The sequence below is a fragment of the Flavobacterium sp. WC2409 genome (assembly GCF_041200085.1).
In the GTDB taxonomy this organism is placed as follows: Bacteria; Bacteroidota; Bacteroidia; order Flavobacteriales; family Flavobacteriaceae; genus Flavobacterium.
In genome coordinates this window covers 607,286-631,695 of record NZ_CP165625.1, presented here as the reverse complement: position 1 = coordinate 631,695, position 24,410 = coordinate 607,286, and the positions used below count along the sequence as shown (strand labels likewise).

24 protein-coding genes are annotated in these 24,410 nt (G+C 33.0%); 14 read left to right on the top strand and 10 right to left on the bottom strand.

The window, feature by feature from the left end:
• Positions 1 to 44: 44 nt before the first annotated feature.
• Positions 45 to 461, top strand: a complete 417-nt coding sequence (locus AB3G34_RS02855) for a hypothetical protein (protein ID WP_369753385.1) — start codon at positions 45 to 47, stop codon at positions 459 to 461.
• 74 nt (positions 462 to 535) lie between these two features.
• Here the strand turns inward: AB3G34_RS02855 and yajC are convergent, their stop codons facing one another.
• The 3 genes from yajC to AB3G34_RS02840 form a co-directional block, all read right to left on the bottom strand.
• On the bottom strand, positions 536 to 808 hold the full coding sequence (gene yajC, locus AB3G34_RS02850) for a preprotein translocase subunit YajC (RefSeq protein WP_367768308.1): 273 nt from the start codon (positions 806 to 808) through the stop codon (positions 536 to 538).
• Positions 809 to 838: 30 nt separating this feature from the next.
• Positions 839 to 1,750: a transcription antitermination factor NusB gene (gene nusB / locus AB3G34_RS02845; protein ID WP_369754075.1), complete on the bottom strand. Its 912-nt coding sequence runs from the start codon at positions 1,748 to 1,750 to the stop codon at positions 839 to 841.
• Positions 1,751 to 1,948: 198 nt separating this feature from the next.
• Entirely contained in the window at positions 1,949 to 3,055 is a 1,107-nt protein-coding gene (locus AB3G34_RS02840; RefSeq protein WP_367768306.1) for a Glu/Leu/Phe/Val dehydrogenase, read from the bottom strand.
• 203 nt (positions 3,056 to 3,258) lie between these two features.
• Here AB3G34_RS02840 and AB3G34_RS02835 point away from each other — a divergent pair, with 203 nt between their 5' ends.
• From AB3G34_RS02835 to AB3G34_RS02800, 8 genes are all read left to right on the top strand, one after another.
• Positions 3,259 to 5,019, top strand: a complete 1,761-nt coding sequence (locus AB3G34_RS02835) for an ABC transporter ATP-binding protein (RefSeq protein ID WP_369753384.1) — start codon at positions 3,259 to 3,261, stop codon at positions 5,017 to 5,019.
• Between the two features lie 71 nt (positions 5,020 to 5,090).
• Entirely contained in the window at positions 5,091 to 5,474 is a 384-nt protein-coding gene (locus AB3G34_RS02830) for a PUR family DNA/RNA-binding protein (protein ID WP_369753383.1), read from the top strand.
• 116 nt (positions 5,475 to 5,590) lie between these two features.
• Entirely contained in the window at positions 5,591 to 6,505 is a 915-nt protein-coding gene (locus tag AB3G34_RS02825) for a mechanosensitive ion channel family protein (protein WP_367768298.1), read from the top strand.
• 96 nt (positions 6,506 to 6,601) lie between these two features.
• A complete protein-coding gene (locus AB3G34_RS02820; RefSeq protein ID WP_367768296.1) occupies positions 6,602 to 7,771 on the top strand; it encodes an MFS transporter in 1,170 nt (389 codons plus the stop codon).
• A 64-nt stretch (positions 7,772 to 7,835) separates the two neighbouring features.
• Positions 7,836 to 10,346, top strand: coding sequence for a cation-translocating P-type ATPase (locus AB3G34_RS02815; protein WP_369753382.1), 2,511 nt, complete (start codon positions 7,836 to 7,838; stop codon positions 10,344 to 10,346).
• A gap of 56 nt (positions 10,347 to 10,402) precedes the next feature.
• Positions 10,403 to 10,768, top strand: coding sequence for a DoxX family protein (locus tag AB3G34_RS02810; protein WP_367768289.1), 366 nt, complete (start codon positions 10,403 to 10,405; stop codon positions 10,766 to 10,768).
• Positions 10,769 to 11,590: a sulfurtransferase gene (locus AB3G34_RS02805; protein ID WP_367768286.1), complete on the top strand. Its 822-nt coding sequence runs from the start codon at positions 10,769 to 10,771 to the stop codon at positions 11,588 to 11,590.
• A 120-nt stretch (positions 11,591 to 11,710) separates the two neighbouring features.
• Positions 11,711 to 12,388 carry a GNAT family N-acetyltransferase gene (locus AB3G34_RS02800; protein WP_369753381.1) on the top strand — a complete coding sequence of 226 codons (678 nt, stop codon included), beginning with the start codon at positions 11,711 to 11,713 and terminating at the stop codon, positions 12,386 to 12,388.
• Positions 12,389 to 12,438: 50 nt separating this feature from the next.
• Here the strand turns inward: AB3G34_RS02800 and AB3G34_RS02795 are convergent, their stop codons facing one another.
• The 3 genes from AB3G34_RS02795 to AB3G34_RS02785 all read right to left on the bottom strand — a co-directional run bounded on the left by AB3G34_RS02795 (position 12,439) and on the right by AB3G34_RS02785 (position 14,101).
• On the bottom strand, positions 12,439 to 12,906 hold the full coding sequence (locus AB3G34_RS02795) for a YbhB/YbcL family Raf kinase inhibitor-like protein (protein WP_369753380.1): 468 nt from the start codon (positions 12,904 to 12,906) through the stop codon (positions 12,439 to 12,441).
• An 80-nt stretch (positions 12,907 to 12,986) separates the two neighbouring features.
• Complete coding sequence (locus AB3G34_RS02790) at positions 12,987 to 13,319, bottom strand: four-helix bundle copper-binding protein (protein WP_367768279.1); 333 nt, start codon at positions 13,317 to 13,319, stop codon at positions 12,987 to 12,989.
• Between the two features lie 440 nt (positions 13,320 to 13,759).
• On the bottom strand, positions 13,760 to 14,101 hold the full coding sequence (locus tag AB3G34_RS02785; protein ID WP_369753379.1) for a tRNA-binding protein: 342 nt from the start codon (positions 14,099 to 14,101) through the stop codon (positions 13,760 to 13,762).
• 111 nt (positions 14,102 to 14,212) lie between these two features.
• Here AB3G34_RS02785 and AB3G34_RS02780 point away from each other — a divergent pair, with 111 nt between their 5' ends.
• The gene (locus AB3G34_RS02780) at positions 14,213 to 14,779 is read left to right on the top strand and encodes a thioredoxin family protein (RefSeq protein WP_367768273.1); all 567 of its coding nucleotides are present in this window, start codon (positions 14,213 to 14,215) and stop codon (positions 14,777 to 14,779) included.
• Positions 14,780 to 14,856: 77 nt separating this feature from the next.
• Here AB3G34_RS02780 and AB3G34_RS02775 read toward each other — a convergent pair whose 3' ends face one another.
• The 4 genes from AB3G34_RS02775 to AB3G34_RS02760 all read right to left on the bottom strand — a co-directional run bounded on the left by AB3G34_RS02775 (position 14,857) and on the right by AB3G34_RS02760 (position 17,880).
• On the bottom strand, positions 14,857 to 15,789 hold the full coding sequence (locus AB3G34_RS02775) for a peptidylprolyl isomerase (RefSeq protein WP_367768270.1): 933 nt from the start codon (positions 15,787 to 15,789) through the stop codon (positions 14,857 to 14,859).
• 178 nt (positions 15,790 to 15,967) lie between these two features.
• Positions 15,968 to 16,297 carry a hypothetical protein gene (locus tag AB3G34_RS02770; RefSeq protein WP_369753378.1) on the bottom strand — a complete coding sequence of 110 codons (330 nt, stop codon included), beginning with the start codon at positions 16,295 to 16,297 and terminating at the stop codon, positions 15,968 to 15,970.
• 24 nt (positions 16,298 to 16,321) lie between these two features.
• Positions 16,322 to 17,458 (bottom strand): hypothetical protein, encoded by a 1,137-nt coding sequence (locus AB3G34_RS02765; protein ID WP_369753376.1) that lies wholly within the window; start codon positions 17,456 to 17,458, stop codon positions 16,322 to 16,324.
• Between the two features lie 17 nt (positions 17,459 to 17,475).
• The gene (locus tag AB3G34_RS02760; RefSeq protein WP_367768262.1) at positions 17,476 to 17,880 is read right to left on the bottom strand and encodes a cytochrome c; all 405 of its coding nucleotides are present in this window, start codon (positions 17,878 to 17,880) and stop codon (positions 17,476 to 17,478) included.
• Between the two features lie 338 nt (positions 17,881 to 18,218).
• Here AB3G34_RS02760 and trmD point away from each other — a divergent pair, with 338 nt between their 5' ends.
• The 4 genes from trmD to AB3G34_RS02740 all read left to right on the top strand — a co-directional run bounded on the left by trmD (position 18,219) and on the right by AB3G34_RS02740 (position 24,407).
• A complete protein-coding gene (gene trmD / locus AB3G34_RS02755) occupies positions 18,219 to 18,899 on the top strand; it encodes a tRNA (guanosine(37)-N1)-methyltransferase TrmD (protein WP_367768259.1) in 681 nt (226 codons plus the stop codon).
• A 169-nt stretch (positions 18,900 to 19,068) separates the two neighbouring features.
• Complete coding sequence (rplS, locus tag AB3G34_RS02750; RefSeq protein WP_367751816.1) at positions 19,069 to 19,419, top strand: 50S ribosomal protein L19; 351 nt, start codon at positions 19,069 to 19,071, stop codon at positions 19,417 to 19,419.
• Between the two features lie 249 nt (positions 19,420 to 19,668).
• The gene (locus AB3G34_RS02745; RefSeq protein WP_367768256.1) at positions 19,669 to 21,891 is read left to right on the top strand and encodes an NADP-dependent isocitrate dehydrogenase; all 2,223 of its coding nucleotides are present in this window, start codon (positions 19,669 to 19,671) and stop codon (positions 21,889 to 21,891) included.
• A 134-nt stretch (positions 21,892 to 22,025) separates the two neighbouring features.
• On the top strand, positions 22,026 to 24,407 hold the full coding sequence (locus tag AB3G34_RS02740) for a carboxypeptidase-like regulatory domain-containing protein (protein WP_369753375.1): 2,382 nt from the start codon (positions 22,026 to 22,028) through the stop codon (positions 24,405 to 24,407).
• Positions 24,408 to 24,410 lie beyond the last annotated feature (3 nt).

The following is a 24,410-nucleotide window of genomic DNA, read 5'->3' as shown; positions in this document are numbered from 1 at the left end:
ACAACCCAATAAAAGCAAAATATTAATAACCTAAATATAGTATTATGGATGAGAAGAAAGAAGAGGTAACCACTCCAGAAACAGCAGTTGCAAATAAAAAAGAAGCACCCGCTAAATCTAGAAAAACCAAAGTTGCCAAACCTGTTGCCGAAGTTATTCCCAAAGCAATTACAGAAAAGAAAACAAGTGAAACGCCAAAAGGAACTACTCTTGACGAAACTAAGGATGAAAAGAAAAAAGAAAAAGACAAACTGAAGAAGGAAAAACAGAAAGAAAAGGGACTAATAAAAAAACTAGTTGTCAAAGAAGTCGCCAAATTAAAAGCGAAAGCGAAAAAAGCAAAGGCCAAGAAAGCGAAAAAAGACAAAGCGAAAAAAGCTAGGGCCAAAGCGAAAATTAAGGATAAAAAAGCAAAGGCGAAAGCTAAAAAAGCAAAGAAAAACAAAAAGAAAAAGAAATAAAACTTTTCATAAAACTAAAAAAGTCCCAAACGAAAATTTCGATTGGGACTTTTTTATAACCTTAAAAATAAAGATTATTTTTTTGCTAAAGCTGCACTCATTTCCATAGAAATTGCAGAACGCTCCATTTTTAATTTTCCAGACATTGTCTCTACAATAACCGTAGTTGTAGCAAGTTCAGAAACTTTACCGTGAAGACCACTTTTTGTAATGATTTTATCACCAACTTTAAGACTGCTTTCAAATTCTTTTTCGTTTTTAGCTCTTTTTTGTTGTGGTCTAATCATAAAGAAATAGATTACGACAAACATTAATAAAAACGGTGCAAATTGAGTTAATTGTTCCATAATTTTGAATTCTTTTTTTATTTATTACTATTACATTAAACCGCGACCGGCTTTAATCATTTTTTTATTGGCTTCTAGTTCTTTAACTAAATTGTCCAAAATTCCGTTGATAAAAATACTACTTTTTGGAGTAGAATACTCTTTCGCCAGTTCTAAATATTCATTTAAAGTTACTTTAACAGGAATGGAAGGGAATTTTAAAAACTCGCAAATCGCCATTTTTAAAATAATTGTATCTACCTCAGCAATTCGATCACTATCCCAGTTGGGTGTTTTATCAACAAATTCTTTAGCTAATTCAACCTCGTTTAAAACTGTTTTTCTAAATAAATCTTTAACAAAAGCTTTATCTTCAGGATCCTTATATACCTTAGGAACAGTAAAATTATCGTCCATAATAGGCTTCATGGATTTCAATTGCTTAATAATATGTGTATTTACTAATGGAATATCATCAATCCAAGTCAATTTATCGTCTTCTAAATATTCGTACAATTTTTCATTAGGTACAATTACATCCATAAACAGATCGACAATAAGCTTTCGATCCTCTTCAAAAGAACTTTCAGGATTATCCATATAAGTTATATAATGATTACTCGCTTTTATAGCATTTAGTAATAACACAATATAATCATCATTAAGAGTCCAAGCATCAATTTTGCGATTTTCTAAAGCAATGCTTAAAGAATTGTTTTCGGCAAGAATTTGGAAAATACTATTCTTAATAAATTTTTCGTTTGGTTTACGCTCTTGGGGAGTTGCAAGATGTTTAAGGCTTGATTTATGCAAGAATTCAGCTTCTTTTTTACCAATTTCCATTAAGGAAGAAATCATGGTAAGGTATAAATCTTGAATATTATCGATACTATAAAAAAGAAATTTTTCTTCCTTCTCTAGATTATCAGAACCGTTTTGATGCATCGCATAAATGGATTGCATTACTTTAACGCGAATGTGTCTTCTGTTTACCACCTTGTAAGAACTTTTATTAATTAGGGTGCAAAAATAAGTATTTCATTGTTTATAATAAAATATATAATTGCTTATTTTAAAAGTATTCCGTGTTCCGTTTTTATATAATTGATAATTAACTATCAAAAAAAAACGCAACACGGAATAATTCACAGTACTAAAAACCTATTTTTTACTGTTTTCTATTTTTCTTTGATCAATGCGGTTTTGAGCAATTCTAAGTGCAGCATGGTGTGTGGTGATATTATTTGCAACAGCATAATCAAAAATCTCCAAAGTAGTATTGTAGATATTTTCTGTTTTACTCATAATTTCAGCTTTACCATAATGAGCAAGTTCAGCATAAACATTGATAATTCCACCTGCATTAATCAAGAAATCTGGTGCATATAAAACACCTCTTTCTTGTAAAATAGCACCATGAATATCTTCATTAGCCAATTGATTATTAGCAGCACCAGCAATTACTTTTGCTTTGATTTTATTAACTGTAGTATCATTAATAGTTGCTCCCATAGCACAAGGTGCGTAGATATCAACATCAGCAGTATATAAATCAGCTCCTGTATAAATAGTTGCATTATATTTTGTCCCTACTTCGTATAGTTTTTCTTCATTGATGTCAGCAATAGTAACAATAGCGCCTTCTTTAGTTAAATAGTCAACTAATGTTTCACCAACATGACCGATCCCTTGAACCAACACTTTTTTTCCTGCAAGTGAATCAGAGCCAAATTTATGTTTTGCAGCTGCTTTCATTCCCATATATACTCCAAAAGCAGTAACTGGCGAAGGATTCCCTGCTCCTCCTCTTTCTTCAGATATTCCGGTAACATAAGGAGTAACGTCTCTTACAATGTCCATATCTCTAGTTTCCATTCCCACATCCTCAGCAGTAATATATCTTCCGCTTAATGAATGTACAAATTCTCCAAATTTACGCATCAATTCAGGCGTTTTCTTGGTTTTAGCATCGCCCATAATAACGGCTTTTCCTCCACCAATATTCAATCCTGTAATAGCCGCTTTATACGTCATACCACGTGACAAACGCAATACATCATTTAAGGCTTCCCACTCGTTTGCATAATCAAACATTCGAGTCCCACCTAAAGCAGGTCCCATTACCGAATTATGAATACCAATAATTGCTTTTAAACCTGTATCTTTGTCATTGCAAAATACAATTTGTTCGTGATCATCAAATGATAATTGTCCAAAAACGGGATCCATTTTTTGAAGTTCCTTTCCTGTTGTGAAAGTTGCATCCATAGCGTTAATTTTTATAGTGATAAAATTATGAATTTGTCAAAAAGACAAATCAAATTTACATAAAAAATGAATAAATTTCATTTTTTTATAAAAAAAATAAGCAATTCACATTTTTATTGCTTTTTATCACTTTTCTAAAATTAACAATACAACAACAATTAATCAAAAAATAAGAGAATCATAATACCGAATATCATAAAAAAATGAAAGAATTAAGTTATTTAAACAAATATTTTATAAAATACAAATACAGTTTTTCACTTGGTATTTTATTCACAATAATCGCACAAATCTTCATGTTATTCACACCTAAACTGATAAGCAAATCATTTAAGGCGATTGAAGAATTTTCAAAAGACAAAACCGTTGCTTCCGAAGTAATACGTCAAGAGTTAATTTCTAATGTTTTATTGATAATTGCCACCACCATAATTGCTGGTTTTCTTACCTTTTTAATGAGGCAAACCTTAATCGTAATGTCAAGACACATTGAATTTGATTTAAAAAATGAAGTTTTTAGACAATATGAAAATTTATCTCAAAATTTCTATAAGCAAAATCGTACAGGTGATTTAATGAATCGCATCAGTGAAGACGTCTCAAAAGTTAGAATGTATGTTGGTCCAGCCGTGATGTACTCCATCAATACTATTATTCGTTTTACAATAGTAATTGTATACATGTACAATGTATCTCCAAGATTAACCTTATACACCTTACTACCACTGCCTTTACTGTCTTATGGTATTTTCAAATTAAGTTCAGAAATCAATAAGAGAAGTACCATTTTCCAACAGTACTTATCAAAAGTATCCAGTTTTTCTCAAGAGATATTCTCTGGAGTACGAGTAATAAAAGCCTATTCATTAGAAGAACAACACCAAAAAAATATGGTTGCTTTAGCAAATGAAAGCAAAAGCAAAAGTTTGAATTTGGCCAAAGTACAATCACTATTTGGACCTTTAATGATGGCTTTAATAGGAATCAGCAACTTAGTTGTAATCTATTTTGGTGGGATTATGTATATTGATGGAACAATAAAAAGCATTGGTACTATAGCCGAATTCATCTTGTATGTCAACATGCTTACTTGGCCTGTGGCATCACTAGGTTGGGTTTCATCCATGGTTCAAGAAGCCGAAGCCTCTCAAAAACGATTGAATGAATTTCTAAAAACAGAACCTGAAATTCAAAATACAAACACTGAAAAATCAAACGTAGAAGGGGAAATAGTCTTTGATAATGTGAGCTTTACTTACGAAGACACTAAGATCAAAGCCTTAAAAGGAATCTCATTCAAAGTAAATAAAGGAGAAACACTGGCCATACTTGGAAAAACAGGATCTGGTAAATCAACTATTTTATCTTTGATTTCTCGTCTATATGACGCAACAAATGGTGCTATAAAAATAGACGCTAAAGAAATCAGTTCTTTAAATTTATTTGATTTAAGAAACAGTATTGGTATCGTGCCACAAGATGCTTTTTTGTTCTCCGACTCTATTAAAAACAACATTAAATTTGGTAAAGAAGATGCCACTGATAAGGAAGTGGAGTCAGCAGCAAAAAGCGCCGTGGTTCATGACAATATCATTGGATTCAATAAGCAATACGAAACCATTCTGGGAGAAAGAGGAATCACGCTGTCAGGAGGTCAAAAACAACGTGTTTCTATTGCAAGAGCCATCATAAAAAACCCTCCGATTTTATTGTTTGATGATTGTTTATCAGCAGTAGACACTGAAACAGAAGAAACGATTTTAAACAACCTTTTTGAAATATGTAAAGACAAAACAACCATTATAGTTAGCCATCGTGTTTCCTCAGCAAAAAACGCAAGCCGAATTATTATTATTGAAGATGGTCGAATTATTCAACAAGGAACTCATAATCAATTGGTAAATCAAGAAGGCTATTATGCATCTTTGTATTTAAAACAACTTTCAGAAAAAGAATTGCTTTAATTGTTGTGTAATACATAATTTTTTAAGATTTTTGAGTACTAGTTAACAACCATTAATTGATAGAACGGATTATGAGAGAAAATGACATGTTAGAAAAAGAAGAGATCTTTTCTAAAGTTTTACGCGCTGGAAGAAGAACGTACTTCTTTGATGTTAGAGCGACAAAAGCGGATGATTATTATATTACAATTACCGAAAGCAAAAAGTTTACTGAAGAAGATGGATCATTTCACTTCAAAAAACACAAAATATACTTATACAAAGAAGACTTTACCGCTTTCGCTGAAATCCTAAACGATATGACTTCTTATGTTTTGAACCACAAAGGGGAAGAGGTAATCTCAGAAAGACATCAAAAAGATTTCAAAAAAGAATATGCAACCGAAAAAGTAACTAATGAAGAAGCATTACCGAATATTTCTAGTTTCACCGACATTGATTTTGATGATATTTAATTAAAAATTAAATTCTTTTCATACTACCTATTAAAGCTAAAAGTCCGAAAATCATATGATTTTTTGGACTTTTTATTTTAATAAAAATAATATTTTAAACTTAAAATAAACATTAAATGCAAGAAATTTTTCAAAAATACCTAGAAAAATACGCCGAATTAGTTATTCCCTGGCTCCTAACAAGCGGTTTAAAAATCATCTTTATAATTGTTGGTGCTTTTATATTAAATAAAATCATTGTTCGCTTTATAGAAAAAATGGTCCGAATTGCGGTACGACCTGACGGAATTTCATCTAAAGAAGCCGAAGAAAAAAGAGAAAATACACTGATTCAAATATTTACAACTACAGCCAATATTGGATTATTAGTCATTACATCCTTAATGGTTCTTCAAGAATTTGGAGTTGAAATCGCACCAATATTAGCTGCTGCAGGAATTGTAGGCTTGGCTTTTGGTTTTGGTGGACAATACCTGATTAGAGACATTATTTCAGGACTTTTTATTATTCTAGAAAATCAATACCGCATAGGTGATGTAGTGAGTTTTGATAATGCAAGTGGTACCGTTCAAGAAATTAGTTTAAGAAAAACAACTTTAAGAGATTTAGACGGAACCGTACATCATATTCCACATGGAGAAATTAAAAAAGTGTCTAATCTTTCCAAAGATTTCTCTCGTATCAATTTAGACATGGGTGTAGGCTACAACTCTAATTTAGAACATGTAATTAGTGTGATCAACAGAGTAGGAACGGAATTAGCCAATGATCCATTATGGAAAGAAAATATTATACTTGCACCACAATTTTTGAGAGTAAATGATTTTGCCGATTCTTCAATAATGCTCAAGATTTTAGGTGAAACACAGCCAAGTAAACAATGGGAAATTACTGGTGAACTTCGCAAAAGACTAAAAGTAGCCTTTGACAACGAAGGAATTGAAATTCCATTTCCTCAAATGGTTTTACACCATATAAAAGATACAGCAGTAGAAATTGAAGAAGAAAAAGAAGAGCAAAATAATAAGTAAATCTTTCCAAAATATATATTTTTAAAAGTCTGAAAGTCATCTGATTTTCAGGCTTTTTTATTTATATTTATAACGTAAAACTTAATCTAATTCCTCTTGAAAAACATCAGTCGCACGGTCTGGATTCTATCCTTGATTAGTTTATTTACAGATACAGCCAGCGAAATGTTGTATCCCATTATGCCTATTTATTTAAAGTCCATTGGATTTTCAATTGTACTCATAGGTATTCTCGAAGGTGTTGCCGAAGCGACGGCGGGATTTAGCAAAGGGTATTTTGGAAAACGCTCTGATGCTGTAGGTAAAAGAGTGCCATTTGTACAATTAGGCTATGCTTTTAGTGCCCTTTCAAAACCCATGGTGGCTGTTTTTATATATCCTCTTTGGATTTTCTTTGCTCGAACTATCGACCGCATTGGAAAAGGAATTCGAACGGGCGCAAGAGATGCCATTCTTTCTGATGAAGCTACTCCAGAAACCAAAGGAAAGATATTTGGTTTTCATCGTTCCATGGATACATTAGGTGCTGTTTTAGGACCTTCATTAGCATTAATCTATCTCTATTATTACCCACAAGATTACAAAACATTATTCTATATCGCTTTTATTCCAGGTTTATTGGCTGTAAGCGCCTCCTTTTTTCTAAAAGAGAAAACAAAAACGAATGCAGCACAACCCAAACCAACTCCTTTTTTTTCCTTTTTAAATTATTGGAAAACCAGTCCAGTTATGTATCGAAAAGTAGTCATTGGACTTCTTGCTTTTACCTTGTTTAACAGTTCCGATGTTTTTCTTTTGCTTAAAGCAAAACAATCTGGATTAAGTGACACTAAGGTAATTGGTATTTATATTTTTTACAATTTAGTATATGCCCTATGTGCTTTTCCTTTAGGAATTCTAGCTGATAAAATTGGACTAAAAAAAATGTTACTTTTTGGTATAGTCCTTTTTTCTGTTGTTTATTTCGGAATGGGATTTAATCACAGTAGTATTATTTTTATTGGTTTATTTTCCATTTATGGAATATATGCAGCTGCATCTGAAGGCGTTTCAAAGGCATGGATTAGTAACATTACTGACAAGAAAGATACTGCAACAGCAATTGGTACTTATTCTGCCTTTCAAAGTATTTTCACTATGCTAGCCAGCTCCTTGGCAGGATTAATTTGGTATCAATTTGGCCCTGCAACCACATTTATAGTAACTGGAATTTCTAGTATTTTTATTTTATTCTATTTCATTCTGGTGACCAAAGAAAAAGGATAATAACTAGTGGTTTAAGATTAAAGTAAAAAACTTATATTTGAGTTACATCTACTCCTTTTTTACAATGTCAAAAGAAATCAACATTCCTAAAAATATCATTGGTCTGACTGATGCCGAAGTTCTCACTTCAAGAAATCAATTTGGCAACAATGAACAAATTCAAAAACAACAATACAAATGGTGGTTGACTCTTTTTGATATCTTAAAAGAGCCCATGCTTTTACTTTTAATTGCGGTATCGATTATATATTTCATACTAGGTGAAAACAGTGAAGCTTGTTTTATGTTAGCTGCAATAGTGGCTGTTTCTGGAATATCATTCTTTCAAGACAATCGCAGTAGAAAAGCATTGGAAGCTTTAGAAAAATTAAACGAACCATTAAGTACCGTTTTTCGAAATGGTGTTGCAATAAAAATTCCCACCCGAGAAATTGTCATAAATGATTTGGTTATCGCTGAAGAAGGCAATACGATCAATGCCGATGGTGAAATTGTGCACAGCAACGATTTTTCTGTTAATGAATCTACACTTACCGGTGAAGCCTATTCGGTTTTTAAATCGGAGAAAACGGATAAAAAAACTGTTTTTAGTGGCACTTTAGTTGCTTCGGGATTAGCAGTATATAAAACCACTAAAATTGGTCCTGAAACTGAAATTGGAAAACTAGGAAATTCTATTTTAAACATTAAAGAACAACCTACGCCACTACAAGTACAAATAGAAAAATTTGTAAAAGGAATGGCCATTATTGGCATTGTTATTTTCTTATTGGTTTGGGGTGTATACTACTGGAAAACGCATGACATATTGAACAGTCTATTAAAAGGACTAACCTTAGCTATGTCGATTTTACCAGAAGAAATTCCTGTGGCTTTCACGACTTTTATGGCATTGGGCTCCTGGCGATTAATGAAAGAAGGAGTCATTGTTAAAAAAATAAGAACGGTAGAAACCTTAGGAAGTGCTACGGTAATTTGTACGGATAAAACAGGTACTATTACTAAGAATAAAATGAGTTTACAATCGGTTTATGCGTTCCAAACCAATCAATTATTTGAAAAAGAAAATTGGAATAATCCAGAAGCTAAAAAGGTAATCGAAATGGCTATGTGGGCCAGTGAGCCCGTTCCTTTTGACCCAATGGAAAAAACAGTGCATCAAGAATATGAGGCAATCACTGAAAATGATACCCGACGAGAATTCTTGATGGTTCATGAATATCCTCTTGATGGAAAACCACCCATGATGACACACGTTTTTCAAAATCAAGAAGGAAAGCGAATAATTGCCGCAAAAGGTGCTCCCGAAACTATACTAAAAGTATCCAACCTCAATACCGAGGAAAAAAATACAATTTATAAAACGATAGAACTCTTGGCTTCCAAAGGCTATCGTATTCTTGGTGTTGCCTACTCTGATTATACCGAAAAAAGCTTTCCAATAAACCAAGAAGAGCTTCCCTTTCATTTTGTTGGATTGGTCATTTTTTATGATCCTCCTAAAACCAATATTCACCAGGTAATTAAACAATTCTATGAAGCAGGTATTCAAGTAAAAGTAATTACAGGTGACAATAGTGTGACCACTAAAGCCATTGCAGAAATGGCTGGGATAAAAAATCCTGACATTGTAATGGAAGGGGAAGAAATCATGAAGCTGGACGAAGTAAAAAGATTACAAAGTATTCACAACAGTACGCTTATGACTCGTATGTTTCCCGAAGCAAAATTAGCCGTTGTCAATGCACTAAAAAACGACAATCAAGTGGTTGCGATGATTGGCGATGGTGTCAATGATGGACCTGCATTAAAAGCGTCTCACATAGGGATTGCCATGGGAAAAAAAGGAACTGAAATTGCAAAAACTGCCGCCGATTTAATTCTAGTAGATGATGATTTATCCAAAATGATTGTGGCTGTAGCGGCAGGTCGTCGCATTTATACCAATCTCAAAAAAGCAGTACAGTATATTGTTTCCATACATATCCCCATAATCCTAACGGTTTCATTACCCTTATTTTTAGGTTGGATTTACCCCAATATTTTCACCCCAGTTCACGTTATTTTCTTAGAATTAGTAATGGGCCCTATGTGTTCTATTGTGTATGAAAACGAACCTGCTGAAAAAAATAGTATGAAACAAATGCCTCGACAATTGGGAAGCACTTTTTTATCACTAAAAGAAATGGGAATAAGTATTATACAAGGAATAGCAATCACACTTGGGATATTATTTGTATACCAATTAACAGTTCAAAATGGAGGAAACGAAAATTTAACCAGAACGATGGTTTTTACCACCTTAGTTTTCTCCAATATCATTTTATCGCTCGTTAATCGTTCCTTTTATTATTCGGTTTTTTTATCTTTAAAAAACAAAAATAACATGATGGTTTTTGTAAATTCCATCACTCTATTGATGCTTGGAATGATTTTATACATCAGTCCCATTGCCGACTTTTTTGACGTGCTCCCACTTCAACTTCGTCAAATTGGAATTTGCATCACAGTAAGTGGCGTTTCAGTTCTTTGGATTGAAATATGGAAGTGGATTAAACGCATTAAAAAAATATAATTACCTTTACTACATTAATTCAATTTGCTTATTATCAATTATTTAAATGTAATAAAATGAAAAAGAAAGACAAAATTGTGTATTGGGTTGCCACTGGATTATTATCTGTAATGATGCTTATGTCTGCTGGAATGTTTGTTTTCAACCATGCCATGGTTGAGGAATTATTTCAAAGTTTAGGCTATCCTATCTATATTATTTATCCTTTGGCTACAGCCAAGTTTTTAGGAATACTGGTAATCCTAACTAAAAAATCCACTTTCCTAAAAGAATTGGCTTATGCTGGTTTTTTCTATGATTTCCTGCTGGCCTTCAGCGCGCATATTAATGCTGGAGATGGTGGATATGTGCCTTCTATAATTGCCCTAATTTTACTTATTATTTCCTACTTTTACGATAAAAAAGTTTTTAAAACCACATAAATGAAAAACCCAATAGTTTCTGTAAGTTGGCTCAAAGAACATTTTGAAGATGCTGACTTAATTTTACTCGATGCCTCTCAAAAAGTAAATCAAACTAAAGAAGAATTACAATTTGAGGAACTGCAAATCAAAGGAGCTCGCATTTTTGATATTAAAAATGATTTTAGCGACACAACCAATCCATTACCAAATACTCTCCCAGATCCAGCTGCTTTTACTAAAGCAGCTAGAAAACTGGGTATAAACAAAGACAGTAAAATTGTGGTTTATGACAGTATAGGAATTTATACCAGTCCAAGAGCGTGGTGGTTGTTTACGATTATGGGACATGAAGCAGTTTGGGTTTTGGATGGAGGTCTTCCCGCTTACGCAAAAGAAAATCTTCCCGTAGAGAAGTCTGTCAAAAGAGAATATCCTTTGGGTAATTTCGAATCTAATTTCAATCCTGATTTGGTTAAAACCAAAGAACAAATTCTAGAAAACATTGACTCTAAAGAAGCGGTTTTGATTGATGCGCGTTCTAGTGATCGATTCTTGGGTGAAACCAAAGAACCAAGAGCTGGGCTTAGAAGCGGACATATTCCTGGCTCGATTAATATTCCATATACTAATCTTTTACAGGACGGGAAATTTCTTCCCAAAGAAGAATTAGTTAAAATACTTCCAAAACTGGATCGCCCTTTAACCTTTAGTTGTGGTTCTGGCGTTACGGCTTGCATTGATTTAATTGCTTACGAACTCATTGGAAATAAAAACATAAAAGCAGTTTACGATGGTTCTTGGACGGAATGGGGACAGATAGAGAGCTTACCTATTGAGTGATTTTTTAGTTGCATTTATGGCACTAAATTTAATTCAAGTACATTTTAAAATAGTAAAAATCAAAATAAAAAAACATTCAGATCTTAAAATTGCTGATTAGATTAATAATAAATTTCAATCATGAACAAAGAATATAAACTAGACAATCCTGTTTGGTATTCCTTGGCAGAAAGCCATAAAAAACTTGCGCTTACTTACAATAAAACACGCTTCTACAATCCAGATTATTGTTCTTTTGGTGCATTTAATGAAATCCCAAATAATAGCGAAGATTTAGTGGCTTACGCCAAATTAGTTCCTTCCTTTTTCATCTTTGGTGCAAAACCAAACCTTCCTCAATCTTTACAATTAAAAGACGAATTGCTGTGCTTACAAATGATTGTTCGCGAAAAAATCAACTTAACATATACTAATGAAATCGTAAAACTAGACGAAAGTCATAGAGCAGCACTTTTGGCATTAGTAAAAATTGTTTATCCGGAATATTTCAAATCAAAAACAGCTGACTTAGGCAATTATTACGGTATTCTTAAAGACAACCAACTCGTAGCCATAACAGGCGAGCGCATGCAAATGGATGATTTTGTAGAAGTAAGCGCCGTTATTACGCATCCAGAACACACAGGAAAAGGTTATGCAAAACAATTAGTCGCACATACCGCAAATGCTATTTTTGATCAAAACAAAATACCCTTCCTGCATGTAGCAGAGGCTAATGTAGGAGCCATCAAATTATATGAAAAATTGGGATTTATAACCCGAACTAAAATAAGCATCTGGCAAATTGCCAAAAACTAATCCCAATTCAAAATGATTATGATGCATTAGGTATTCAAAACAAAAATAGGTTAATGAGCATCCATTTTTTTATAAAGCCCAATTAATTCGCCCTTGGCAATTATATGGTTCTTCATTGCTACTTTTAGTTCCTTTTCATTACTACTAGGAGGCAAGTAACTTAGTTTTGTATCTAATGCATATACTTGAAAGTGATAATGGTGAATACCCATCGGTGGACAAGGCCCTGCATATTTATTCATTCCCTTACTATTTCTGCCTTCAATTCCAGGTGAGCTATTTTCTTTGATGCTAGTTTTTGGATCAACATCCCAAACAATCCAATGGCAATAATCCCCATTTTTTGCATCAGGATCTTTAACGATAATAGCCAGACTTTTTGCGTTTTCTGGAAGATCGCCAATAGAAAGTTCTGGGTTAATATTTAATCCATCACAACAATATTTTGATGGAATAGCACTGTTGTTTTTAAATGAACTGCTTTTTATTCTCAAGCTTGTGTTTATAGTTGTTGACATAATAAATAGTATTTAAGGTTTCTAATTAATTATTTGATCTCAATAAAATATGCTTCTTCCTATACTTCAACTAAAAAAAATTATACGTGATGCTCCACTTTAAACTCTTGAATTTGATTAGCGCATTTACGGCAAGCTTCCGCACATTTTTTACAGTGTTCCATTTGGGCATGCTTTTCACATTCCGTTGCACATAGATCACACATCTCTTCACTGGCTTTTAAAAATACTGCTGAATTATCCGATTTCCTTTCTAGTATTTGTGCTGTCAACCGACAAATATCGGCACAGTCTAAGTCATTCATCTTACAAATACTCATATCCATTTCTTTTTCTAATTGACAGGCATCATAACAATGGGTACATTGCGCCGCACAGTACTGTAATAATTCAATCATTTTTTGATTTTCCATTTTATTAACTTTTAAATTAATACTTATTTTCATCCAAAACTCACAATAGCGATTCACTAGGAACCACAAATAGTTGAATTCAATTATTCTAATTCAATAGTATTCTAAAATTTGCATAGTTTGCGTAAAACTTCCTGCCTGATTTTAACTATTATATATAGCACTATTTTTATTTGGATATTAAAATTGACTTTGGGGTTTAGCCAATTGCATTTTGCATAATACAATCATGGTATAAAAAACACCTAGAAAGCAAGGGTTTGTATACATTCATTAACAAAAATTATTTGAAGCAATAAAAGTAAGTGCATTAGTGACACTTACTTAAATCGGGAAGTAAATTTAATCTTATTTTTTTAAATAAACAACTAAAAAACAGATAGTTACATTAAAATTAGCTGGTTTATAAGAAAATTATATTATTTTTTAAACTAAGAAAACTACCCAATTCGCAGTCCATTATCAATTTTGAAATCAGGGGCTAACAAAATAACATCCCCTTCGGCTCCAACTGCTCCTAAAACCAAACATTCGCTCATGAATTTTCCAATTTGTTTTTTAGGAAAATTAACTACCGCTACAATTTGACGATGCAATAAATCGTCTTTGGAATACCGTTTAGTAATTTGTGCCGAAGTTTTTCGGATTCCGATAGTTTCCCCAAAATCAATCGTCAATTGGTAGGCTGGTTTTCTGGCTTCGGGAAAATCATTGACGGCTAGAATAGTTCCTACACGCATTTCTGTTTTTTCAAAATCTTGCCAACTTAAATTATTTTCCATTTTAAATTTTGGTTTTGTTCAAATGACTTATAAAATCTAAAAATAATCATTTTAGGCAAAAAGCAATCCTTTTTTCATAACTTTAAACCTGAATATAAAATTAAAAATACAATGTCAAGAACTCCATCAAACATGCTCGCTCTAGGGACAAAAGCTCCCGAATTTTACTTGAAAGACATGAAATCTGGAACAGAATGGTTTTCTTTCGCTGATGTAAAAGGGGAGAAAGGTACTTTGGTCGTATTTATATGCAATCATTGTCCGTTTGTACTTCATGTAATTGAGGAAATTATAATGATTGCAAATGATTATAGGGTACAAGGACTTGGCATTGTAGCTATTTCGAGTAATGATGTTACAAATTACCCGCAGGATGCTCCAAAGTTAATGACCGAATTTGCATTCGAAAATAATTTTGAATTTCCTTATTTATATGACGAAAACCAAGAAGTTGCAAAAGCGTATGATGCAGCGTGTACGCCAGATTTCTTTTTGTTTGACAATCAAGACAAACTCGTTTACCGAGGACAACTAGATGACAGCCGCCCTGGCAACGGGATTCCCCTTAGCGGAAGCGATTTACGTGGTGCAATTGATGGCGTGATTTATAACAGAACCATAAATGCCGAACAAAAACCAAGTATTGGTTGTAATATTAAGTGGAAAAAAGAAGCGTAAGATTTAAACTTCCTAGATAAAAAAACGCCTCAAAAATATATTTTGAGGCGTTTTCTATTTATTTCAATAATCAATTATTATTTAACGTCCATTAATTCTACGTCAAAAATCAAAGTAGCGTTTGGTGGAATTACTCCTCCAGCACCATTTGGTCCGTATCCTAAATCAGAAGGAATCACGAAACGTGCTTTATCTCCTACTTGTAACAAAGCAATACCTTCGTCCCAACCTTCGATAACTTGACCTTGACCTAATCTAAATTCGATTGGTTTTTTTCTTGGATAAGAAGAATCAAAAACTTTTCCGCTTTCTAATGATCCTTCGTAGTGCACAGCAACTGTTTTACCAGCTTCTGCTTTTTTACCAGAACCTCTTTGGATAAATTGGTAACGCAATCCGCTTTCTGTTTTTTCAAAACCTGCGGCTAATTGTTCCATTTTGGCTTCTGATTCTGCTTTCAAAGCAGCTTGTTTTTTCAAACGAGCTCCTTTTAAACCAACAAATGCTTCGATAGCATTCCAGTTTTTAGCCTCATCACCTACTCTTATAATTTCAACTGACTCTAAAGCATCTCCTTGAGCAATAGCATCAACAACATCTTGTCCTTCGACAACATTTCCAAAAACGGTATGTTTATCATCTAACCAAGGTGTTGCAACGTGTGTAATATAAAATTGAGAACCATTAGAACCTGGGCCTGAATTTGCCATTGCTAAAACTCCTGGTGCATTGTGACGCAAATCTTTGTGAAATTCATCGTCAAATTTGTACCCAGGATCTCCAGTTCCTGTTCCTTGAGGACAACCCCCTTGAACCATAAAATCAGGAATAACTCTATGAAAGTTTAAACCATCATAGAATTTTTGTCCTTGAGGTTTTATTTTGTTTTCCATATTTCCTTCAGCAAGAGCTACAAAGTTCCCTACTGTTCCTGGTGTTAAATCGTGTGTTAGTTTTACTAAAATCGCTCCTTTTGCGGTGTTGAATTTAGCGTATATTCCGTTTTCCATTGTATTTGTTTTTTATAGAAGTGCAAATTTACGAATTTAATAGCCAATTTGAAAATTTCAATATTTAGAAAAAGCAAACTGTTCTTTTGAAACTTTAAAGCGCTATACTTGTTATATATTTCTTCTAAAGAATCTAATACTACTTTTATAAAATGTGTTACAACTTTAAACAAGATTTCTAATTAGCCGATTTTATAAAAGCAATTATTGATTCCGTTTTAACTTTAGAAATGTTAACTCGTACTCTCATATGCTGACCAATCACGTCCCATTGTTCATTTGAATAAGCTTGTGGTGGAGGTGCATTATGACATCTAACGCAATTTTCACCCCAAAGCTGTGCCCCACTTTTTTCTACTAACACTTCTGCTCTTTTAGTAGTACTCCTGTTTACTTCTTCGCTTGAAGGCATATTTGTATACAAATTTGATTCTGATGTTTTACAGCCTTCGAAAACTATAAAAGAAAAAAAGAGCAGCATAAAATAGATTATTTTTATATTTTTCATTTTTAACTATTTTTAGATTTAATTTTAAAAGCCATAAACCAATTGAGCAATAAGTGAATTAGGTTGATTGTCCTGAACTTGATAGGATACTTTAAACACTCGATTCCACCCCAACCAATAATTCACAGAAAATGCAGTCTGTTTTTTTAAACCTCCACCCCAAAGTGCTTCTTTAGGTGTATCAAATTCTGAATATCTTCCTGCAAATTCTAAATTGTTGACAAAATCAGAAGTTGCTCCTGAAGGTCTTATTGAAGCTTGCACATAATAAGCTGTACTTTTATTTTTAAATGTATAATTTCCAGTTTCTGATTCAAAATCCTGATAGTAAGCATCACCAGCATTTAAACTTTTCCATTCCCCAAGGATTTTCAAATTAGAACTTATGGCTTCGATACTTTTAAAATAACTAACATCTACTGCATACATATCTACTTTTACATTTTCTAAACTAGTTCCAGAATCACCCGTTTTAGCTGCATGTTGAAATGAAAACCCTAATTCTAAGCTAGAATCATATAACGGAAGAATCCCTACTCTTCCACCGATTGCTTTATCCTTATTATTTTCTTTATAGGCTTCGTATTCAAACTGTCCTGCTTCATCTGGAGCATCTGCATTACCAGGGAGCAATTGAGGTCCATTGGAAATATAAAAATCATAATTTATAGTGGCTTTACCAATTTCGGCACCACCTTGAAGTCCAATCCCTGTTTCAACCATTGGACCTATACCACCATCCCCAAAACCCACTGGATTATTAGGAAACCGATTCAAATAACCTTCCATGTACTTCCCTCTATAACTACCAAATTTCGGTAAAAAACGACCAAAGTGTATTGCTAAATTATTGTTTAAAAAATAAACCATATTTACATATTCTAAAACAACTTCAACTGCACCATCACCAGTAGCAATCTCTATCTCTGATTCAATAAATAACTTATCTGACAGGCTCCACAGAAAAATGGGTTTAAAATCCACATTCCCAAAACCATTCTCTTCCTTATTGTACATATAATCTGCCTGTGCATTTCCTACAATTACGAGTTTAGTCTGGCCAAAAATCGATTTATTTAAAGATTTAGTATCTTGTGCAACACTTTTAAAAAGAAAAACATTCAAGCACAAAAACACAAATAACCATTTTGTCTTATTCATCTTTTTTTAATTTAATATTATTTATTTTTCTCTAAATATCTAATGTAGTTTACCAACTGCCATCGTTGATTTTCACTTAATGCGTCCTTATATGAAGCCATTGGTGATTTCCCTTCAGTTAATTTCCAAAAAATCGCACCATCTGTTTCATTGACAACGTTTATTGTCAAAAAATTTGATGGCTTAGGACTTAGAGCTACACCAGCACTTCCATTTCCTTTGCCTTGTATTCCATGACAAATCACACACATTTGATTGTATAATTTCTTTCCTTCAGCAGTTGCTTTTTCGTTGCCTTTAAAAGGATTTATGAGATCATATGCAGATTTAGGAGCAACCCAAGTTTGACTTTGGGCATTAATTTTATCGAATTGAAATAAAATCAATACCAGTACAATTAAAAACAAATATTTATTTTTCATAATATTGAAGCGTAAGTTACAAGGACCTAATTTACAGATATATACTCCTATTAAACATGATATATATCATACTTTTATTAATCATTTCAAGGATAGTCAGCTTCACTGTTTTCATATCGTTTTTAAAGGAAGTAGTTATTTAAAGTTAATGTTTTATAAGACCCCAAATTCCACTTACTCCTAGCCCAGATGGAAACGGCATCCTATTGTGCCAGGGTTTGGCACAATAGATAAAGTGGACTGCTGGAAATTGCTTCCTAAATAACTTATAGCAGAAGTGAATTTTTGAATCTTAAAAACTTTGTACCTTTGCGGCTTCATAACTTAGATAAGAAATTATGCGCATTGATATTGTTACCGTTTTACCAGAACTATTAAGGAGTCCGTTTGAAGCTTCTATTATGAAACGCGCTATTGACAAAGGATTAGTAGAAGTACATTTTCATAATTTGCGCGACTACACTACCAACAGACAGAAAAGTGTAGATGATTACCCTTATGGTGGTGGTGCTGGTATGGTGATGACCGTACAGCCGATTGATGCCTGCATTACGCATTTAAAAAGTGAAAGAGCCTACGATGAAATCATCTATATGTCACCTGACGGAGAAACATTGAACCAAAAAATGGCCAATACCATGTCGATGTATGAGAATATTATTATTCTATGTGGACATTATAAAGGAGTAGATCAAAGAGTTCGAGATCATTTTATTACCAAAGAAATATCTATTGGCGATTATGTATTGAGTGGTGGAGAATTGGGCGCATTGGTTTTATCGGATGCGTTGATTCGATTGATTCCAGGTGTTTTGAGTGATGAAACCTCAGCGTTGACCGATAGTTTTCAGGATGGTTTATTGTCAGGACCTATATATACAAGACCTGCTGATTACAAAGGCTGGAAAGTTCCTGATGTTTTGACAAGCGGTAATTTTGCCAAAATAGATAAATGGCGAGAAGATAAGGCGTATGAACATACTAAAACAAGACGCCCAGATTTACTTGATGAAGAATAATTTTAAATGTTGCATTTTAAATTATAAATGACTCTAAATAAGTGTTTAAATAATTCAAAATTTATAATTTATAATTCAAAATAATTATTTACTTTTGCACCCACTTTAGATTAACCTCTGGCGAGATCCGTGAATGTTGATTTGATAAAAAACCATAATTAAAATTATCATGGCAGATTTAATGAAATTCGTTCAAGACGAATTAGTTGCAAGAAAAGATTTCCCTGTATTCGGAGCTGGAGACACAATCACAGTTTACTACGAAATTAAAGAGGGTGAAAAAACTAGAACACAGTTTTTTAAAGGAGTTGTTATCCAAAGAAGAGGTTCTGGTAACACAGAAACTTTTACTATTCGTAAAATGTCAGGTGCAGTAGGAGTTGAGCGTATCTTCCCTGTAAACTTGCCAGCTTTACAAAAAGTTGAAATCAACAAAAAAGGTGCAGTTCGTAGAGCTAGAATTTTCTACTTCAGAGAACTTACTGGTAAAAAAGCAAAAATTAAAGACAAAAGAAGATAGTCAACTGTCTCTTTATCATAAAAGCCTCGACATTGTCGGGGCTTTTTTTTGCATTATTCAGAGTATAAACTAAAAATAAAAATCACAATTTGAGGTTAACTCGTTAGTTATACTATAATTCGTATTTTTCTATACAAAATCCTATCCAATTATACTCTGATTTTCATATATTTGCTTCGCTTAATTTTAAGCAAAACATACATTCCACATCCTAGCATATTTAAGGATACGATTATAAAAATAAAAATAATGACTGAAAAATCAAAAATTGTTTACACTTTGACAGATGAGGCGCCTTTATTGGCAACTTATTCTTTTTTACCAATTGTTAAAGCATTTACTGCAACTGCAGGAATTGAAATTGAAACGGAAGACATTTCGTTAGCAGCAAGAATACTAGCAAACTTTCCAGAATTTTTAAATGAAGATCAAAAAGTAAAAGATGCTTTAGCTGAACTTGGAAAACTAGCTAATGATCCAGAAGCAAACATTATCAAATTACCAAATATTTCTGCATCTGTTCCTCAATTAAAAGAAGCAATTGCTGAACTTCAAGCTCATGGGTATAAAATTCCAAATTTTCCTGAAGAACCTCAAAATAAAGAGGAAAATGAAATCAAGAAAAAGTATTCTAAAATATTAGGTTCTGCAGTAAATCCTGTTTTACGTGAAGGAAATTCAGACCGTAGAGCACCAAAAGCAGTTAAGAATTACGCAAAAGTAAACCCACATTCAATGGGAGCATGGTCAGCAGATTCTAAAACAGAAGTAGCCTCAATGGAAACTGGTGATTTTTACGGAAGTGAAAAATCAATTACACTAAAAGAAGCCACGGATGTTAAAATTGAATTTGTTTCCGAAGATGGAAAAACAACTGTTCTTAAAGAAAGTACTCCTCTAAAAGTGGGTGAAATCATAGACAGCTCTGTAATGCATTTAAAAGCTTTAAAAGCATTTGTTACCAAAGCAATTGCCGAAGCTAAGAAAAACAACATATTACTTTCAGTTCACTTGAAAGCAACTATGATGAAAGTTTCTGATCCTATTATTTTTGGTGCAATTGTAGAAGTATACTTCGCAGCTGTTTTCGAAAAATATGCTAAATTATTTGATGAATTAAACGTTGACACTAGAAATGGTTTAGGTGATGTTTATGCAAAAATCGCTGGACGCCCAGAGCAAGCTGAAGTAGAAGCTGCCATAAATAAAGCAATCGAAAACGGTCCTGCATTAGCGATGGTTAATTCGGACAAAGGAATTACAAATCTTCACGTGCCTTCTGACGTTATTGTTGATGCATCTATGCCAGCAATGATTCGTACTTCAGGACAAATGTTCAATAAAGATGGAAAACAACAAGATACTTTAGCTATCATTCCTGATAGATGTTACTCAGGTATCTATACTGCAACAATCGATTTCTGTAAAAAGAATGGTGCTTTTGACCCTACAACAATGGGAAGTGTACCAAACGTAGGTTTGATGGCACAAAAAGCAGAAGAATATGGTTCTCATGACAAAACGTTCCAAATGACTGGAAATGGTGTTGTACGTGTTGTTGACACAAAAGGAACTGTATTAATGGAACAGGCAGTTGAAGCTAAAGACATTTTTAGAATGTGTCAAGCCAAAGATGCTCCAATACAAGACTGGGTAAAACTAGCTGTAAATAGAGCACGTTTATCAAACACTCCTGCTGTTTTCTGGTTAGATGAAAACAGAGCGCATGACAGACAATTAATTGAAAAAGTAAAAACATACTTAAAAGATTACGACACAACTGGACTTGATATTCGTATTTTAAACCCAATTGAAGCAACTAATTTCACATTAGTAAGAATCAAAGACGGATTAGACACAATCTCTGTAACAGGAAATGTATTACGTGATTACTTAACTGACTTATTCCCTATTTTAGAAGTAGGAACCTCAGCAAAAATGTTATCTATCGTTCCATTAATGAATGGTGGTGGATTGTTTGAAACTGGTGCAGGTGGATCAGCTCCAAAACACGTAGAACAATTCACTAAAGAAGGATACTTACGTTGGGACTCATTAGGTGAGTTTTTAGCATTAGGAGCTTCTTTAGAACATTTAGGACAATCCCTAAACAACTCAAAAGCAATTATTTTATCAGAAACTTTAGATGAAGCCAATGATGCTTTCCTGAAAAATGATAAATCTCCTTCAAGAAAAATAGGCCAAATTGATAATCGTGGTTCTCATTTTTATTTAGCAATGTATTGGGCTGAAGCACTTGCTAACCAAGGTAAAGATGCTGAATTGCGTGCTATTTTTGCGCCAATCGCAAAAGAATTTGAAGAAAACGAAGCTAAGATAAATACTGAATTAATTGGAGCACAAGGAAAACCACAAGAAATTGGTGGCTATTACCAACCAAATCCAGAATTAACAAGCAAAGCAATGCGTCCTAGCGCAACATTTAATGCAATATTAGCAAAAATCGCGTAAATCTATTTTACCGTAAATTATACCTAAAAAAGGCAACTGGAAATAGTTGCCTTTTTTTATTAATAAAATTTTAATCTTTGTTTAGCTACAATTTACTTATCTTTTAACCAAATTTGTAATTCAAAAACTAAGAAATGATTTCGAAAAAATACAGCTTCCTTTTTATTTTTCTATTAATTACTATTTCTTCCTTTTCTCAAGATAAATTTACACTTAGTGGAATAATTACAGATATAAAAAACAACGAAACTCTTATTGGTGTTAATGTGTATATTCCCGAAACAAAATCAACAGCCTTTACTAATGAGTACGGTTTCTATTCCATTACGCTTCCAAAAGGCAACTACACCATTTTAATAAGTCATATCGGTTTTAATACATTTTCACAAAACATAACACTTTCTGAAAATAAAAAAATAAACAGTAGCTTGACCGAAAGCGGTGAAGAATTGAAAGAAGTAATTATCACTAATAATAAAGGGGAAATCAATATAAAATCTCCCGAGATGAGTGTAAATAAACTCTCCATTTCCACGATTAAAAAAATGCCTGTTGTGCTGGGTGAAGTTGATGTCCTTAAATCACTATTATTACTTCCTGGAGTTACAAATGCTGGTGAAGGAGCATCTGGCTTCAATGTACGAGGTGGTGGAGCCGACCAAAATTTAATTTTACTAGATGAAGCAACCATCTTTAATTCCTCACATGTCTTTGGCTTCTTTTCTGTATTTAATCCAGATGCCATTAAAGATTTAAAATTATACAAAGGAGGAATTCCAGCCCGTTTTGGAGGAAGAGCCTCATCGGTTTTAGATATTTATCAAAAAGATGGTAGCAGCAAAGGGTTTCATATGAATGGCGGAATAGGATTAATCTCAAGCCGCATTTTGGCCGAAGGACCATTGGTGAAAAACAAAGGTTCATTCCTTATTGGAGGCCGAAGTTCCTATGCCCATCTATTTTTGAAATTATCCGAAAAGCAAAAGAAAAACACCGCCTACTTCTATGACCTGAACACCAAATTAAGTTATAAATTAAACCCTAATAACAATTTATATTTATCTGGATATTTTGGAAGAGACGTATTTTCATTAAGTAAAAGTTTCAGCAATACGTATGGAAACTCTATTTTAAATTTAAGGTGGAATCATTTATTTACAGATAAATTATTTTCGAATTTATCTCTTATATACAGTGATTATTACTATGGGTTAGATCTTGATTTTGTAGGATTCAAATGGGATTCTGGCATTAAGAATTACAATATCAAATATGATTTCAAGAATTACATTTCTGATAATTTCAAATTGAATTACGGGATGAATGCCATCTATTACGAGTTCAATCCAGGTACTATAACTCCATCGGATTCTAATTCAGGAATAAATTTTGATCAACTAGACAAAAAATACGCCTTCGAACCTTCTCTATACATTAGCGCCGACCAGAATATTTCTAAAAAAATATCTTTATCTTATGGTTTACGATACAGTCAGTTTTATAGATTAGGAAAATCAACCGTAAATATTTATGCCAATAATAATCCTGTTGTCTTCAATACAGATTTACAGATCTATGAAAAAGCGACTCCAATAAGCACCCAATTCTACGATAAAAATAAAACAATTAAAAGCTATAATAATTTAGAACCTCGTTTTTCGTTAGCCTATAAAATTAATGACGAACAGTCCATCAAAGCTAGTTATAATAGAATGGTGCAGTATTTACAATTGATTTCTAATACATCCTCACCTACTCCACTGGACGTCTGGACGCCAAGTGACAACTTTATCAAACCACAAATTGCTGATCAAGTTGCTTTAGGATATTTTAAAAATTTCAAGGATGGGCAGTATTCTCTAGAATTGGAAACGTATTATAAGGAAGTACAAAACAGATTAGACTATATTGACGGAGCTGATTTGATTGCAAATAAGTCCATCGAACAAATTATTCTAAATGGACAATTGAGATCCTATGGATTAGAGATAATGATTCGAAAAAACGAAGGCAAATTGAATGGGTGGATTTCCTACACCCTATCCAAATCAGAACAACAAACTCCAGGAAGATCAGAAGGAGAATTAGGAATAAATAATGGCAAATGGTACAATTCCGTTTATGACAAAACACACAATCTTGCTATTACGAGTACCTATACGTTAAATCAAAAATGGTCTTTTGGAGCCAATTTTGCCTTGCAAACTGGTCAACCAGCTAGCTACCCAAAAGGCCAATACCAATACTTAGGAATTACCGTTCCTAGTTATGGATTACGAAATGAAAATCGATTACCTACTTATCATCATTTAGATGTTTCAGCTACATTAACTCCTGTCAAAAACAACAATCGCAACTGGAAAGGAGAATGGGTTTTTAGTATTTACAATATTTATAATCGCAAAAATGCTGCTTCAATCAACTTTCGACAAAACAATGAAACAGGTAACAATGAAGCTGTAAAAACATCTATTTTCGGAATTGTTCCAGCAGTAAGTTATAACTTTAAATTTTAATCT

Coding starts and splice junctions, on each gene's coding strand:
- AB3G34_RS02855 (WP_369753385.1), top strand. CDS start 45: ATGGATGAGAAGAAAGAAGAGGTAACCACTCCAGAAACAGCAGTTGCA.
- yajC (WP_367768308.1), bottom strand. CDS start 808: ATGGAACAATTAACTCAATTTGCACCGTTTTTATTAATGTTTGTCGTA.
- nusB (WP_369754075.1), bottom strand. CDS start 1,750: ATGCAATCCATTTATGCGATGCATCAAAACGGTTCTGATAATCTAGAG.
- AB3G34_RS02840 (WP_367768306.1), bottom strand. CDS start 3,055: ATGGATGCAACTTTCACAACAGGAAAGGAACTTCAAAAAATGGATCCC.
- AB3G34_RS02835 (WP_369753384.1), top strand. CDS start 3,259: ATGAAAGAATTAAGTTATTTAAACAAATATTTTATAAAATACAAATAC.
- AB3G34_RS02830 (WP_369753383.1), top strand. CDS start 5,091: ATGAGAGAAAATGACATGTTAGAAAAAGAAGAGATCTTTTCTAAAGTT.
- AB3G34_RS02825 (WP_367768298.1), top strand. CDS start 5,591: ATGCAAGAAATTTTTCAAAAATACCTAGAAAAATACGCCGAATTAGTT.
- AB3G34_RS02815 (WP_369753382.1), top strand. CDS start 7,836: ATGTCAAAAGAAATCAACATTCCTAAAAATATCATTGGTCTGACTGAT.
- AB3G34_RS02810 (WP_367768289.1), top strand. CDS start 10,403: ATGAAAAAGAAAGACAAAATTGTGTATTGGGTTGCCACTGGATTATTA.
- AB3G34_RS02805 (WP_367768286.1), top strand. CDS start 10,769: ATGAAAAACCCAATAGTTTCTGTAAGTTGGCTCAAAGAACATTTTGAA.
- AB3G34_RS02800 (WP_369753381.1), top strand. CDS start 11,711: ATGAACAAAGAATATAAACTAGACAATCCTGTTTGGTATTCCTTGGCA.
- AB3G34_RS02795 (WP_369753380.1), bottom strand. CDS start 12,906: ATGTCAACAACTATAAACACAAGCTTGAGAATAAAAAGCAGTTCATTT.
- AB3G34_RS02790 (WP_367768279.1), bottom strand. CDS start 13,319: ATGGAAAATCAAAAAATGATTGAATTATTACAGTACTGTGCGGCGCAA.
- AB3G34_RS02785 (WP_369753379.1), bottom strand. CDS start 14,101: ATGGAAAATAATTTAAGTTGGCAAGATTTTGAAAAAACAGAAATGCGT.
- AB3G34_RS02780 (WP_367768273.1), top strand. CDS start 14,213: ATGTCAAGAACTCCATCAAACATGCTCGCTCTAGGGACAAAAGCTCCC.
- AB3G34_RS02775 (WP_367768270.1), bottom strand. CDS start 15,789: ATGGAAAACGGAATATACGCTAAATTCAACACCGCAAAAGGAGCGATT.
- AB3G34_RS02770 (WP_369753378.1), bottom strand. CDS start 16,297: ATGAAAAATATAAAAATAATCTATTTTATGCTGCTCTTTTTTTCTTTT.
- AB3G34_RS02765 (WP_369753376.1), bottom strand. CDS start 17,458: ATGAATAAGACAAAATGGTTATTTGTGTTTTTGTGCTTGAATGTTTTT.
- AB3G34_RS02760 (WP_367768262.1), bottom strand. CDS start 17,880: ATGAAAAATAAATATTTGTTTTTAATTGTACTGGTATTGATTTTATTT.
- trmD (WP_367768259.1), top strand. CDS start 18,219: ATGCGCATTGATATTGTTACCGTTTTACCAGAACTATTAAGGAGTCCG.
- rplS (WP_367751816.1), top strand. CDS start 19,069: ATGGCAGATTTAATGAAATTCGTTCAAGACGAATTAGTTGCAAGAAAA.
- AB3G34_RS02745 (WP_367768256.1), top strand. CDS start 19,669: ATGACTGAAAAATCAAAAATTGTTTACACTTTGACAGATGAGGCGCCT.
- AB3G34_RS02740 (WP_369753375.1), top strand. CDS start 22,026: ATGATTTCGAAAAAATACAGCTTCCTTTTTATTTTTCTATTAATTACT.